The sequence below is a fragment of the Nocardia shimofusensis NBRC 100134 genome (assembly GCF_001613125.1).
In the GTDB taxonomy this organism is placed as follows: domain Bacteria; phylum Actinomycetota; class Actinomycetes; order Mycobacteriales; family Mycobacteriaceae; genus Nocardia; species Nocardia shimofusensis.
On sequence record NZ_BDBT01000018.1, the window covers coordinates 82,530 to 97,015 of the forward strand.

Sequence of the window (14,486 nt, forward strand, 5' to 3'; positions counted from 1 at the left end):
ACCCTGGTCGGGATGCGTCACGCGCGCCCCGGCCTGGAGTCGCGCCCCCGAGTCCGAACGAACAACGAACCAAGGAGCATGTCCGTGAAGAGCACCGTCGAGCAGCTGAGCCCGACCCGGGTCCGGATCAATGTCGAGGTGCCCTTCGAGGAACTGAAGCCGGACTTCGATCGCGCCTACAAGGCCCTGGCCAAGCAGGTGCGCATTCCGGGCTTCCGTCCCGGCAAGGCCCCGGCCAAGCTCCTCGAGGCCCGTCTCGGCCGCGGCGCGATCCTCGAGCAGGTCGTCAACGACGTGCTGCCCGGGCGCTACAGCGAGGCCGTCACCACCGCCGAGGTCAAGGTGATCGGTCAGCCCGAGATCGAGATCACCAAGATCGAGGACGGCCAGGAGCTGGCCTTCAGCGCCGAGGTCGACGTGCGTCCGGAGATCGCGCTGCCGGACTTCTCCGAGCTCGAGGTCACCGTCGATGCCTTCACCATCGGTGACGAGGACATCGAGGAGCAGCTGAACTCGCTGCGTCAGCGCTTCGGCACCCTGGCCGGCGTGGAGCGCCCGGTGCAGGACGGCGACTTCGTCTCCATCGACCTGTCGGCCACCGTGGACGGCGTGGAGGTGCCCGAGGCGGCCACCACCGGCCTGTCCCACGAGGTCGGTTCCGGCCAGCTGATCGAGGGTCTGGACGAGGCTCTGGTGGGACTGTCGGCGGGCGAGTCCAAGGAATTCACCTCGACCCTGGTCGCCGGTGAGCACGCGGGCAAGGACGCGGTCATCACGGTGACCGTGCAGTCGGTCAAGGAGCGCGAGCTGCCCGAGGCCGACGACGAATTCGCCCAGCTGGCTTCGGAATTCGACACCATCGAAGAGCTGAAGACCGACCTGCGCGCTCGCGTGGAGCGGGTGAAGAAGGTCGAGCAGGCAGGCGCGATCCGCGACAAGGTGCTCGAGGCGCTGCTGGAGAAGACCGAGGTCCCGCTGCCGGAGAAGGTCGTCCAGGCCGAGATCGACGCGGTCCTGCACGACGCGGTGCACGGCTTCGACCACGACGAGGCCAAGCTGGCCGAGGCGCTCGAGGCGCAGGGCTCCAGCCGCGAGGAGTTCGACACCGACACCAAGGAAGCGGCCGAGAAGTCGGTGAAGACCCAGCTCCTGCTGGACGCCATCGCCGAGGCCGAGAACACCCAGGTCGGCCAGGAAGAGCTGACCGAGCGGATCCTGTTCCAGGCCCAGCGCTACGGCATGGCCCCCGAGCAGTTCATCCAGCAGGTGCAGCAGGCCGGTCAGCTCGGGGCGGTGTTCGCCGATGTGCGCCGCGGCAAGGCGCTGGCCGGTGTGGTCGGCCAGGCCAAGGTGACCGACTCCGAAGGCAATGTGGTCGACACCGCCGAGATGTTCGGCGAGCCCGCGACCGAGACCGAGGCCGAGGCCGACACCGAGCAGGCAGCCGCGGCCGAGCAGGACAAGGTTGCCGCCGATTCGGAATGAACCTTGTCGCACCGAGCCGGTTCACGACGAGCCGGCTCGCGATGACCTAGTGTTGCGCGCGAACGCGCACCTCGTTCCGCTGTGAGCGAAGAGGGGCGGTACCGGGAGTTCGGTGCCGCCCCGCTTCGTTAATGTGTGTGACGACGAACCAGTGTTGATGGCTGTAGGCGAGGGTGGCTGTAGAGCTGCGAGGCTCCGCGGTCGCCGAAGCACAGCACTCGGCAACGAGCCGGTGAGAAGAGAAGGCAGGTATCCGTGACAAAGAACCAGGCAGGGGTCATGACATCCGCGACTGCTGGTCTCAACCTCAGTGATTCGGTGTACGAGCGCCTGCTCCGCGAGCGCATCATCTTCCTCGGCACCCAGGTCGACGACGACATCGCCAACAAGCTGTGCGCGCAGATCCTGCTGCTCTCGGCCGAGGATCCGACCCGCGACATCTCCCTCTACATCAACTCGCCGGGCGGCTCGGTGACCGCGGGTATGGCGATCTACGACACCATGCAGTTCGCCGACTGCGACATCCGCACCGTGGGAATGGGTCTGGCGGCCTCGATGGGGCAGTTCCTGCTCACCGCGGGTACCAAGGGCAAGCGCTACGCCCTGCCGCACGCGCGGATCATGATGCACCAGCCCTCCGCGGGCATCGGTGGCACCGCCGCCGACATCGCCATCCAGGCAAAGCTTTTCGCGGAGAACAAGCAGGAGCTCAACAAGCTCCAGGCTCAGCACACCGGCCAGACGGTCGAGCAGATCGAGCTCGACGCCGATCGCGACCGCTGGTTCACCGCGCAGCAGGCCCTGGAGTACGGCTTCATCGATCACGTGGTCAGCCACGCGAACCAGGCCAGCGGCGTAGGCAGCTGAACGAACGCCGGCCCCCGGGCCGGCCTCACCGTTGCAGCCGTCGATTGATCACACAGACTTTGGAGACGAAATGGCTCTGATCGACCCCCGCGCCGGGCTGTCCGGCATCGCGCCGTCCTCGCCTCAGGCGCGCTACATCCTGCCCGAGTACATCGAGCAGACCGCCACCGGAACCCGCCAGTGGAACCCCTACGCCAAGCTGTTCGACGAGCGCATCATCTTCCTCGGCGCCCAGGTCGACGACACCTCCGCCAACGACGTGATGGCTCAGCTGCTGGTGCTCGAATCGCAGGACCCCGACCGTGACATCACGATGTACATCAATTCCCCCGGTGGCTCGTTCACCTCGCTGATGGCCATCTACGACACCATGCAGTACGTGCGCGCCGATGTCGCGACCGTCTGCCTGGGCCAGGCCGCCTCGGCCGCCGCCGTGCTGCTCGCCGCGGGCACCCCCGGCAAGCGTGCCTGCCTGCCGAACGCCAGCGTGCTCATCCATCAGCCGTCCGCGGGCGGTATCCGCGGTCAGGTCTCCGACCTGGAGATCGCCGCGGCGGAGATCGAGCGCATGCGCACCGCGATGGAGCAGACCCTCTCACGGCACACCGGCAAGTCCGCCGAGGAGATCCGCAAGGACACCGATCGCGACCGTTACCTGACCGCCGAGCAGGCAAAGGAATACGGCATCGTCGATCACGTTTTCGGTTACCGGAAGCTCAGCGCGCAGTCCTGAGGCCGGGAATCCGCGTCGTCTCTCCTACCGGCCGAACGACACGCCGCATGGCGCGTCGTTCGGCCGGTAGCGAAAACGGCCTGCGAACGGTGGAATTTCGCCGCTACCGTGAGAACTCGCACAACCCCGGCGAGAAACATGCTCGAGTTGTCGACCTCCGTCGTGCTCACCGGGTACGGTCGAGCTAGGACCTTTGCTCTGGGACGACGGAATATTCGCCCCGCCGGAAATGCTCGCAGTGTTCGTGATACACCGGGCCGGGCGGCCGGCCGGGGCGGCCCGGACGGATGGTTGCACGCGGACAAGGAAGTAGGGACCCACGAGATGGCGCGCATCGGAGACGGCGGCGATCTGCTGAAGTGCTCGTTCTGCGGAAAGAGTCAAAAGCAGGTCAAGAAGCTCATCGCGGGGCCAGGCGTGTACATCTGCGACGAGTGCATCGATCTGTGCAACGAGATCATCGAGGAAGAACTCGCCGAATCGAGCGAAGTCAAACTCGACGAATTGCCCAAGCCCGCCGAGATCAGAGAGTTCCTGGAGAACTACGTGATCGGCCAGGACGCGGCCAAGCGCACACTCGCCGTCGCGGTCTACAACCACTACAAGCGCATCCAGGCCGGCGACAAGAGCCGCGACAGCCGGGGTGAAGCGGTCGAGCTGACCAAGTCCAACATCCTCATGCTCGGCCCGACCGGCTGCGGCAAGACCTATCTGGCGCAGACGCTGGCGAAGATGCTGAACGTGCCGTTCGCCATCGCCGACGCCACCGCGCTGACCGAGGCGGGCTATGTCGGCGAGGACGTCGAGAACATCCTGCTGAAGCTGATCCAGGCCGCCGACTACGATGTCAAGCGCGCCGAAACCGGCATCATCTACATCGACGAGGTCGACAAGATCGCCCGCAAGAGCGAGAACCCCTCGATCACCCGCGATGTCTCCGGCGAGGGCGTGCAGCAGGCGCTGCTGAAGATCCTGGAGGGCACCCAGGCCAGCGTGCCGCCGCAGGGCGGTCGCAAGCACCCACACCAGGAGTTCATCCAGATCGACACCACGAACGTGCTGTTCATCGTGGCGGGCGCGTTCGCGGGCCTGGAGAAGATCATCTCCGACCGCACCGGCCACCGCGGCATCGGCTTCGGCGCCGAAGTGCGTTCCAAGGCCGAGATCGACACCACCGACCACTTCGCCGAGGTCATGCCCGAGGACCTCATCAAGTTCGGTCTGATCCCCGAGTTCATCGGCCGCCTGCCGGTGGTCGCCTCGGTGACCAACCTGGACAAGGAATCGCTGGTCAAGATCCTCTCCGAGCCGAAGAACGCGCTGGTCAAGCAGTACATCCGGCTGTTCGACATGGATGGCGTGGAGCTGGAGTTCTCCCAGGACGCGCTGGAGGCGATCGCCGATCAGGCCATCCTCCGTGGCACCGGCGCTCGCGGCCTGCGCGCCATCATGGAAGAGGTCCTGCTGCCGGTGATGTACGACATCCCCAGCCGCGACGACGTCGCCAAGGTGGTCGTCACCGCCGACACCGTCAACGACAACGTGCTGCCGACCATCGTGCCGCGCAAGCAGCAACGCACCGAGCGCCGCGACAAGTCCGCCTGAGTTCAGGCGGGCCACGACGAACGAACCGACGCCGTACCGGAGAGCCTCCGGTACGGCGTCGGCGCTTTTTCGAGGGCGGCGGTTTCGAGGGCGGCGGCAGAGCCTGTTGTGCGGAAATGCCGCCGGGCAGGCATACCCGCGAACTCCGAAGACGTGGAGGCGAACTCCGAACGCTGTGAACCGGACACTGTGACGCAGGGCAGTACGGCGCTCGGTCCGGGCTGGGGGAACATCGTCGGTCCCGAATGCGGCCCTGGTGGTTCTCCGTTGAACCTGGCCCTGCGGGGTACTGCTGTCAAGTGTGTCGTCCCTCACATGTGTGGCGTTACGTGTCGGCCGCTTCGGTGGCCGCACGCCACTCGCGCGGGCAATGACGCGGCCGACCTGGGAAACTCCGCTGCCGAGCCGACCGGTGTGTCTGCGTCGGTCTGTCGGTGGCGTGCTGTTTACTCGGTGCGGTCAAACCAGAGGTTCGAGTGACGAGTGAAAGCGGAGGAGAAATGGCACTGCCCACGATGACCGCCGAACAACGCACCGAGGCGTTGGCCAAAGCGGCCGCGGTTCGTAAGGCGCGCTCGGAACTGATCGGCAAGGTCAAGGCCGGCAAGGTCTCCGTCGCGGACCTGCTCGCGAAAGCGGATTCCGACGACCTGGTCAAGAAGACGAAGGTGGCGGCCGTGATCAAGGCGCTGCCCGGTGTCGGGCCGGTCAAGGCCGCCAAGCTGCTGGACCAGGCGGAGATCCCCGAGGATCGGCGCATCGGCGGCCTCGGCGCCCGTCAGCGCGCGGCGCTGCTCGAGGCGCTGAACGTCTGATGCCGAACGCCTGATTCGGCACACCCCTCGCGACCCCCTCGGGTGGGGGCCGCGACGGATTCGCCCGGCCCGGCGGGGAATGCGGGCCGGGCGAGTTACCCGGAAGAGTTCACGCCGACCTGGTGTCGGCGGCGGTGACGCGCACCCGGTGTGCGGCGCTGTAGATGTTCATGGTCTCCCCGCGCAGGAAGGCCACCAGGGTGAGGCCGGTTTCCACGGCCAGATCGACTGCCAGCGAGCTGGGCGCCGACACAGCGCCCAGCAGCGGGATTCCCGCCATCACCGCCTTCTGCGCCAGCTCGAAGGATGCCCGACCGCTGACGATGAGCACCAGATCCGCGGCGGGTACCCGGTTCTCCCGCACGGCCCAGCCGATGACCTTGTCGACGGCATTGTGCCTGCCGATGTCCTCCCGCACGGCCAGCAGCGTGCCGTCGGCGGTGAACAGGCCCGCCGCGTGCAGCCCGCCGGTCGCGTCGAACACCGACTGGTTCTCCCGCAGGGTGAGCGGCATCCGCGCGAGCACTTCGGGGGTGACGGACGGGCCCGGATCCGGCTGCGGGAAGCGGCTGTTCGAGCGGACCTCGTCGAGCGCGGTCTTGCCGCACAGCCCGCACGCGCCGGTGGTCAGCAGGTGCCGGGTGTGCACTCGCGCGGGCACCCGCAGCTCGACATCGAGAACGTTGTAGGTGTTGCGGCCCTGCTCGTCGGTGCCGGCGCAATAGCGGGCGCTGACCACATCCTCGGGCGAGCCGATCATGTTCTCGCTCAGCAGCAGACCGTGCACGAGGTCGATGTCGTTGCCCGGAGTGCGCATCGTGACCGTCAGCGGCTGCCCGCCCACCCGGATCTCCAGTGGCTCCTCCACCGCCAGCGTGTCCTGACGCCGGATTTCGCCGGTGGGGGACAGGCGCAGCATCCGCCGCCGGGCGGTGACCCGTCCGCTCACGCGCCCTCTCCGTCGGGTAGATGGGCTTCCAGCCGGATCACCACGGCCTTGGAGACGGGGGTGTTGGAGCGCTCGGCGACGTGGTCGAGCGGCACCAGCGGATTGGTCTCGGGGTAGTAGGCCGCGGCATTGCCGCGCGGGGTCGAGAAGGCGACGATGCGGAAGCCGCGCACCCGCCGTTCGATGCCGTCGGTCCACTCGGTGACCAGGTCCACCAGGTCGCCGTCGGCGAAACCGAGACCCGTGATGTCGTCGGGGTGCATCAGCACCACCTTGCGTCCGCCGCGCACACCGCGGTAGCGATCATCGAGGCCGTAGATGGTGGTGTTGTACTGGTCGTGGCTGCGCAGGGTCTGCAGCACCAGCCTGCCCTCGGGCACCGGAATCCAGGCGATCTCGTTGACCGCGAAGTTGGCTTTGCCGGTGGTGGTGAAGAACTCGCGGCTGTCGCGCGGGGGATGGGGCAGCACGAAGCCGTTGCGCTGCCTGACCCGGGTGTTGAAGTCGTCGCAGCCGGGGACGACGTGGGAGATGGCGTCGCGGATGGCGTCGTAGTCCTCGCGGAACCGCGCCCAGGGCACCGGGTGATCGGAGCCGAGCAATGCCGTCGCCAGATCGCACACGATGGCGACCTCGCTGCGCAGCTGATCGCTGACCGGCTTCAGCCGCCCGGTCGACAGGTGCACCATCGACATCGAGTCCTCCACCGACACCGAGCGGCGCACCCCGTTGTGCACGTCCTCGTCGGTGCGGCCGAGAGTGGGCAGGATCAGTGCGGTGCGCCCGTGCACGACGTGGCTGCGGTTGAGCTTGGTGGAGATCTGCACGGTGAGCGAGCAACTGCGCAGCGCCGCCTCGGTGATCTCGGTGTCCGGGGTGGCGGAGACGAAATTGCCGCCCATCCCGACGAACACCTTCGCCCTACCGTCGCGCATCGCCCTGATCGCCTCGACGGTGTCGAAGCCGTGCTCGCGGGGACTGGTGATGCCGAATTCGCGGTCGAGGGCGTCGAGGAAGGCGTCAGGCGCCTTCTCCCAGATGCCCATCGTGCGGTCGCCCTGCACATTGGAGTGCCCGCGCACCGGGCACAGCCCCGCCCCCGGCTTGCCGATCATGCCGCGCATGAGCAGCACATTGGCGGCTTCCTCGATGGTGGCGACGGCGTGCTTGTGCTGGGTCAGGCCCATCGCCCAGCACACGATGATGCGCTGGGACCGCGCGACCAGGTCGGCGGCGTGGCGCAGCTGCTCCAGGGTGAGACCGGTCGCGACCTGCACCACGTCCAGGTCGACCGTGCGGGCGTGGGCCTCGTACTCCTCGAAGCTCGCGCAACTGGCGTCGACGAACGCGCGATCGACGACGGTGCCCGGCGCGCGGTCCTCGGCCTCGAACAGCAGTCTGCCCAAGCCCTGGAACAGCGCCAGGTCGCCGCCTAGACGGATCTGCAGGAAGTCGTCGGCCAGGTCGACACCGGTGGTGAGGCCGCGGGCGGACTGCGGGTCGCGGAAACCGAACAGACCGGTCTCCGGCAGCGGATTGACCGCGACGATCCGCGCGCCGGCGGCCTTCGCGCCTGCCAGCGCGCTGAGCATCCGTGGATGATTGGTGCCCGGATTCTGGCCCGCGACGATGATGAGATCGGCAGCACCGAAATCGTCGATGGTGACCGAGCCCTTGCCGATCCCGATGGAGGAGATCAGCGCGGTGCCCGAGGATTCGTGGCACATATTGCTGCAGTCGGGCAGATTGTTCGTCCCGAAACTGCGTACGAGCAGCTGGTAGAGGAACGCGGTCTCGTTGGCGGTGCGACCGGAGGTGTAGAACAGGGCCTCGTCCGGGGAATCGAGAGCGCGCAGCTCGTCGGCGATGAGGCGGTAGGCCTCCTCCCACCGGATCGGGTGGTAATGGGTGTTGCCGGGGCGCAGGACCATCGGGTGGGTCAGCCTGCCCTGCTGACCGAGCCAGTATCCGGACTTCTCCGCCAGTTCGGCGACCGGGTGCGCGGCGAAGAACTCCGGGGTCACGGTGCGCAGGGTGGCCTCCTCGGCCACGGCCTTCGCGCCGTTCTCACAGAACTCGGCGGGTCTGCGGTGGCCGGTGGGCTCCGGCCAGGCGCAGCCGGGACAGTCGAAACCGTGCACCTGGTTCACCCGGGCCAGGGTCCGGGCGGTGCGCACCACACCCATCTCCTCGACCGAGCGTTTCAGCGCCACCGCCACCGCGGTGAGGCCCGCTGCCTGGGTCTTCGGCGACGAGACTGTCAGCTCGGACTCGTCGATGTCCTCGGTGGGTCCCTGGCGATGCATGGCCCTCATTGTCCTCTCCGCCTCGGCGGGGCGCTCGGCGACGCCCGTTCGATGCATCGTAGGACCGGGTTCCGCGCTCGGTTGTGAGCCAGGTCTCAGTAGCGCCGTGGGTAGGCCGCAAGTGGACGGGTGGGCGGCCGGTGGGTGAGGATTTTCTGGCCCAGCCGCATCCGCCAGCCCGGCGCCAGCTCTACCGCCGTGTCGCCGACCCGTGTCCACTGCTCGGTGCCCGGTGCGGCGATATAGGTGCCGCCGGAGGTGCCCGCATCCCGGACGTAGACCACGCCGCCCTCGAGGGTGACGTATGCGTGCACGCGGGAGACGTGCCGGTCACGCGGCAGGGTCAGCGGCGCGGCCGTGCCGGAACGGACGGCTTCGTCGCCGGAGGGGTTGCGGCCGACCACATACGCGCGGTCCAGCGGGTAGATGACATCCTCGAAGACCAGCGCGCCCGGCGGCTCCGGCGGGGTCTGCGGCCGCAGCGGAACGACCCGCCCCCACTGGTTCGGGCCGGAGGGATGCGAGCCGGTGTAGTTCGGTCCCGGGGCGCTCGCGGGGGTCTGGTGCGTGCCGGGGTGCGCGGCGAAGAAGTCCGGGCGCGCGGGATCCTCTGTCTCCGACCAGGCCGTCGGCGAAGCGGTGACCGGGCGGCGGGCGGTGTCGCGGCCACGGCCGTTATCGCCGGCGAGTGCGTCGAAACCCGCGGGGGCGGTAGCCGGAAGGTCGGCGGTGCGGGGGCCGGTCGGTTCGGCAGTCCCCGGTTCCGACGGCGTCGTCGCAGCGACCGGGCGATCCTCGGTGTTCGAGGCCGCGGATTCACCGGCGCCGCCGGATCGTCCGGACACCTGGTCCTTCGCCGAGGAATCCGAATCGCGCGCCAGGGACCAACGGGAGTCGGTGACGGTGGGCCCGGAGCTGCTGGTCGCCGAGAGCGAACTCGGGCGGGCACCCGAGCCGGTCGATGCCGCTGCCGGACGCGAGCCGGGTCCGGTCGGCTGTGCGCCACCGACCGCGGGCGCGGCGATCGGCCGGGAGCCGGTGTTCGACGCGGAGGTCGAGCGGCCCGGGACGACAGCGCGCGCGCCGAGGCCGGCGGTGTCGGCGTCGGAGGCCGCGTCGGGTTCGGTTTCCTGCTTCTCCGCCGCCGTCCGCGCCCCCGTCACCGTCCGCGAGTCGACGGACGTAGCGGCACCGTCGGCGGAATCGGGGGTGGTCAGCCACGCCGAGGGGTCCGACGTCGGTGCGGGCCGCGTCGAGGTGGCGGCCGACATGCCCGGTGCTGCGGAACTTCGCGCGCCGGTGGCCGCTCCGAAGGCGCGCAAGGAACGCGGCGTGGCGGAATCGGCCGAGGTCGCGGTGGGCGACTTGCCTTCCGCGACCGTCTTCTTCGCGACCGCTTCATCCGTGACCGTCGATGCCGTGACCGTTGATGTCGTGACCGTCGATGTCGAGGCCGTTGATGCCGAGGCCGTCGATGCGGTGGTGGTCTTCGGCTGCCCGGCCTTCGCTTCGCCGGAAGACGACTCCGCGGAATCAGGCTTCGCCGTCGAGGCTTCCTCTGCGGTCGCAGCCGGGTTCTCCGACTCCGGCGACGTCGACGCGGTGGATTTCGCTGCGGGCGTCGAGGACCTCGACGACGGGACGTCGGTTGCCTCGGTGACCACCGGTGCCGGTGCCGGTGCCGATGCTGTGGGTGCCGAAGCGGGCGATGCCGGAACCGACGTCTCGGAGGAGGTGGCCGAGGCCCCGGGCGTTGCCGACGCAGGTGCCGAGGCGGGAACCGGAGACCCGGGAGCTGGCGCCACTCCGGATGCCGGAACCTCGGACGAGGGAGCCGGGGCCGCCGACTCGTTCGGCGCGGCGGCACGGCGCGAGGCCGCCGATGCCGCGGCGGGCCCGGTCGAGGAGACCGCGGCGCTCGAGGGCGTCGGCACGGGAACGGCGGAAGCCGGGCCACCGCCGTCCACAGGGGAGTTCGACGGGGGAGAGGCGGAGGCGCCTGCCGCTTCGCTGCGATCGCGGGTCGCTTCCGTCCGGCGGATGCCGACGCGGAGTTCGAACCCGGAGCCGGTGACGATGCCCGCGCGCAGGTCGGTGGCCGGGTGCACGGGCAGCGGTTCGCCGTTGTCGTCACCGACGCGGATCCGGCGCACCGGTTCGCGGACGATCTCGTCGACCCAGGTGAACGCCCGGGCGCCGGACAGCGAGCGCGGGCCTTCGGCGCCGAGGATCTGGGCGAAGACCTTGCCACGCAGGAGGACGACGGTGCCGTCCTCGGTGGGGGCGACCACACCGAAGGCCGGTGGTTCCGCGCCGCCGCCGAAGACCACGCCCGCCAGTCGCCGGGCGATCGCGGCGCCGGGGTGCTCGCCGTCGGCTTCGGCTTCGACCGCATCGAGAACCAGTTCCGCGGAATCCGTTTCGGCCAGATACACCACCGCCGTCCCGAAGCGTGCGACCAGTCCCGCACCAGGTGCGATGCCAACCGTCGACGGGGTCTTACCCACCCGGCAACCTCCTTTTCCGCGCCTCAACGCGGTCCAGGATAGTGAATTTCGCGGCACCGGGCCGCCCGGCGGAGAAGATCGGTCATACCGGACCCCAATAGTCACACAGCGAACCGTATGCCCCGGAAATCATGGACAGCGCAGGGGATTTCACCCGAGGCGGCGATAGCATCCGCCTACCGCTGCCGATCGCGGATATGTTCCCGGTCACCGGTTGCCGCGGCCGAAGTCGATGGCCACGGGAATATTCGTCGGCTATCCGGTTGGGTGAGGACCGGCCACCGACGACACTGGACCGGTGGCATGTGTCAGAGAGGCAGTCGAGGCCGATATTCCGGATCTCCGGGAAATCGAGCGTGACGCCGGAGAACCGTTCGCCCGGCTGGGAATGACCGAGATCGCCGAAGACGAACCACCCAGCCCGGAGACATTGCAGTCCTATGTCCGGGCGGGCCGGGCCTGGGTGATCGACGACATCGACCGGCCCGTCGCCTATCTGGTCGCCGACATCGTCGACGGCAACGCCCATATCGACCAGGTGTCGGTGCGTCCCGAGCAGCGGGGCCGCCGGCTCGGCAAGCAGTTGATCGACCATCTCGTCGACTGGGCACGCGAGCGCGGCCTGCCCGCGGTCACGCTCACCACCTTCACCGAAGTCCCCTGGAACGGGCCGTATTACGCCAGGCTCGGCTTCCGCGCGGTTCCGGCCGAGGAACAGACCCCCGGCCTGCGGGCCGTGTGCGCCGCCGAAGCCGCGCACGGTCTGCAGCGTTGGCCGCGCACCTGCATGCGCGCCGAGGTCGCGTCCTGGATCGCCGGGTGACCTCACGCGCGCAGGATCAGCCTCCGGCGGTGCGGCGTTCGCCGAGTGCCGATTCGGCGGCGGCGAGGGCGGCGGTACGGTCGTCGGCGACCAGCCCGATCCTGCTGCGGCGATCGAGCAGGTCGTCGGCGGTGAGGGCGAGTTCGTGCGTGCGGGCGAAGGCGAATTCCGCGGCGAGCACGTCCGTTCCCGGGGCGACGGGTGAGCCGAGGGCGGGGTCGCTCTCGGCCAGGGCGAGCACGGTGGCGGCCTCGGAGCCGTAGCGCTCGATGAGGATCGGCGGGGCGGCGATACGGTCGCGGGCCGCCCCGGCGACCGCACCGGTGAGCGGCAATGTCCTGGTCCGGCAGGGCGCGGCGGGCAGCGAGGTCGCGGTGACGGCGGCGTCGACGACGTCCTCGGCCATTCGGCGGTAGGTGGTGAGCTTGCCGCCGACCACCGTGAACACCCCGGTCGGCGAGCGCAGGACGGCGTGCTCGCGGGAGATGTCGGCGGTGCTGCCGTCGTCGGTGCGCAGCAGCGGCCGCAGGCCCGCGAACCTGCCCCGGATGTCGGCGCGGGTCAGCGGCGCGCGCAGCGCCGGGTTGACGGTGTCGAGCAGGAAGTCGATCTCGGCTTCGGTGGGCTCGGGCTCGTCCGGCACCGGGCCCGGCGCGTCCTCGTCGGTGAGACCGAGGTAGACGCGGCCGTGCGCGGCGGGCAGCGCGAAGACGAACCGCCCGATGCTGCCGGGCACGGGCACCGTCAGCGCGGCGCTCAGCCCGCCGAAGGCCGCGGCGTCGAAGACCAGGTGGGTGCCGCGACTGGGCCGCAGCTCGATGCTCGGGTCGAGTTGATCGGCCCACACGCCGGTCGCGTTGATCACGGCCTTCGCTCGCACGGTGAGCGATTCACCGGTGAGCGTGTCGGTGAGGACGGCGCCGTCGCCGGAGATCGACTCGGCGGCCACCCGGGTGAGCACCAGCGCTCCGTGGGCAGCGGCGGTCCGGGCCAGCGCGACCACCAGTCGCGCGTCGTCCACCAGCTGCCCGTCCCATGCCTGCAGGCCGCCGCGCAGCCCCGCCCGTCGCACGGTCGGCGCCAGCCGCAGCGCCTCGGCGGCCGCCACCCGTCGAGACCGCGGCAACGTCGCCACCGACGTGCCCGCGCTACGGCGCAAGGCGTCGCCGGCCACGAACCCGGCTCGGATCAGCGCCTCCTGGGGCCGCCCCAGCCCCGGCAGCAACGGCACCAGTTGCGGCAAGGGCCGCACCAGGTGCGGCGCCACCGATTCGATCAGGATTCCGCGCTCCACGGCGCTTTCGCGTGCGATCCCGATCTTGCCGCTCGCCAGATATCGCAGACCGCCGTGCACCAGTTTGGAACTCCACCGGCTGGTGCCGAACGCCAGATCCCGCCGTTCCACCAGCACCGTTCGCAAGCCGCGCGACGCCGCGTCCAGGGCCGCGCCCGCGCCGGTCACCCCGCCACCGACCACGAGCACATCGACCGTGCCGAGATCGCCGAGCTCGCGCAGTTCCCGCGTCCGCCGCTCGGCATTCAGCGCCGAATCACCGTGGGAGTGCCCTGTGTTCGTCATCGCACTGCCTTTCTGAACGACGCTCGCGGCCGTTCGATCGTGTTGCCGAGCGAAAGCCGCTGCGGGCAGGTCCGGCCCGGCGCGGAGATCACGCGCCGCTCGGGAGGGGGCGCAGGTAGCTGTCCAGAGCCCGCCGCAGCTCGGCGTCGAGTTCGGCGGGCGGGAGCAGGCTCGCGACCATCCCGGCCGACTGCACCGCCGACTGGGCGATGAGCAGCAGCATCGCCGCCAGCTGGATCGGTTCCCCCGCGCGGATGGAGCCGTCGCGCTGACCGTCGCGGATACCGTCCGCGAACAACTCGACCAACGCGCGCTGATTGCGGCCGAGCCTGCCGAAGACGTAAGTGAGCATGAGGTCGGTGTCGGTGCGGAAGATCTTGGCGAACAACGGATTCGAGCGCACCGTCGCCGCGCCGGACACCACCGAGCCGACCAGTCTGGCCCGGGCGTCGCCGCCGTCCGGGGTGGTCGAGATCAGGATCTCGCGCAGTTCGCGTACGAGCAGTTCGGCCACCAGTGACCCGGTGTCGGGCCAGCGACGGTAGACCGTCGGCCTGCTCACGCCCGCTCGGCGTGCCACCTCGGTCAGGGTGGTGCGCCGGACCCCGAACTCGGACACGCAGGCTCGCGCCGCGTCGAAGATCGCCAGGTCGATCGCGGACAGGCCGGACGGGTCGGAGAGATCGGACAGATCGGCATCGGGCACAGGCGGTCACCACCGGAGGTCGCTCAGTTACTACTTGCTACTACTTGCTCAGTTACTGCTTGACATTCTATGTAAGACTGTAACGCATGGCCGAGACTTACGACACAGGCG

General features: G+C 69.4%; 11 protein-coding genes. 6 read left to right on the forward strand and 5 right to left on the reverse strand.

The features are described 5' to 3' along the window. The first annotated feature begins 84 nt into the window (after positions 1-84). From tig to mihF, 5 genes are all read left to right on the forward strand, one after another. Positions 85-1,485 (forward strand): trigger factor, encoded by a 1,401-nt coding sequence (tig, locus tag NS3_RS18320; RefSeq protein ID WP_067861345.1) that lies wholly within the window; start codon positions 85-87, stop codon positions 1,483-1,485. A gap of 279 nt (positions 1,486-1,764) precedes the next feature. Continuing rightward, complete coding sequence (locus NS3_RS18325; protein ID WP_067861256.1) at positions 1,765-2,352, forward strand: ATP-dependent Clp protease proteolytic subunit; 588 nt, start codon at positions 1,765-1,767, stop codon at positions 2,350-2,352. A gap of 70 nt (positions 2,353-2,422) precedes the next feature. Further along, positions 2,423-3,085: an ATP-dependent Clp protease proteolytic subunit gene (locus NS3_RS18330; protein ID WP_067861258.1), complete on the forward strand. Its 663-nt coding sequence runs from the start codon at positions 2,423-2,425 to the stop codon at positions 3,083-3,085. A 324-nt stretch (positions 3,086-3,409) separates the two neighbouring features. After that, positions 3,410-4,690: an ATP-dependent Clp protease ATP-binding subunit ClpX gene (gene clpX, locus NS3_RS18335; RefSeq protein ID WP_067861260.1), complete on the forward strand. Its 1,281-nt coding sequence runs from the start codon at positions 3,410-3,412 to the stop codon at positions 4,688-4,690. Between the two features lie 500 nt (positions 4,691-5,190). Beyond that, on the forward strand, positions 5,191-5,505 hold the full coding sequence (gene mihF / locus NS3_RS18340) for an integration host factor, actinobacterial type (protein WP_040794996.1): 315 nt from the start codon (positions 5,191-5,193) through the stop codon (positions 5,503-5,505). Between the two features lie 109 nt (positions 5,506-5,614). On the opposite strand, the gene fdhD is transcribed toward mihF, so the two are convergent. From fdhD to NS3_RS18355, 3 genes are all read right to left on the reverse strand, one after another. Beyond that, positions 5,615-6,454: a formate dehydrogenase accessory sulfurtransferase FdhD gene (gene fdhD / locus NS3_RS18345; protein WP_084495721.1), complete on the reverse strand. Its 840-nt coding sequence runs from the start codon at positions 6,452-6,454 to the stop codon at positions 5,615-5,617. Continuing rightward, positions 6,451-8,769, reverse strand: a complete 2,319-nt coding sequence (locus NS3_RS18350) for an FdhF/YdeP family oxidoreductase (protein WP_373865320.1) — start codon at positions 8,767-8,769, stop codon at positions 6,451-6,453. Before NS3_RS18350 ends, fdhD begins: the two co-directional genes overlap by 4 nt. An 86-nt stretch (positions 8,770-8,855) precedes the next feature. Next, a complete protein-coding gene (locus NS3_RS18355; RefSeq protein WP_157101411.1) occupies positions 8,856-11,267 on the reverse strand; it encodes an FHA domain-containing protein in 2,412 nt (803 codons plus the stop codon). Positions 11,268-11,565: 298 nt separating this feature from the next. Here NS3_RS18355 and NS3_RS18360 point away from each other — a divergent pair, with 298 nt between their 5' ends. Beyond that, a complete protein-coding gene (locus NS3_RS18360; RefSeq protein ID WP_067861266.1) occupies positions 11,566-12,090 on the forward strand; it encodes a GNAT family N-acetyltransferase in 525 nt (174 codons plus the stop codon). Between the two features lie 16 nt (positions 12,091-12,106). On the opposite strand, the gene NS3_RS18365 is transcribed toward NS3_RS18360, so the two are convergent. Both NS3_RS18365 and NS3_RS18370 read right to left on the reverse strand, forming a co-directional pair. Next, on the reverse strand, positions 12,107-13,669 hold the full coding sequence (locus NS3_RS18365; protein ID WP_067861268.1) for a glycerol-3-phosphate dehydrogenase/oxidase: 1,563 nt from the start codon (positions 13,667-13,669) through the stop codon (positions 12,107-12,109). Between the two features lie 88 nt (positions 13,670-13,757). Beyond that, a complete protein-coding gene (locus NS3_RS18370; protein ID WP_245649680.1) occupies positions 13,758-14,375 on the reverse strand; it encodes a TetR/AcrR family transcriptional regulator in 618 nt (205 codons plus the stop codon). Positions 14,376-14,486: the final 111 nt, after the last annotated feature.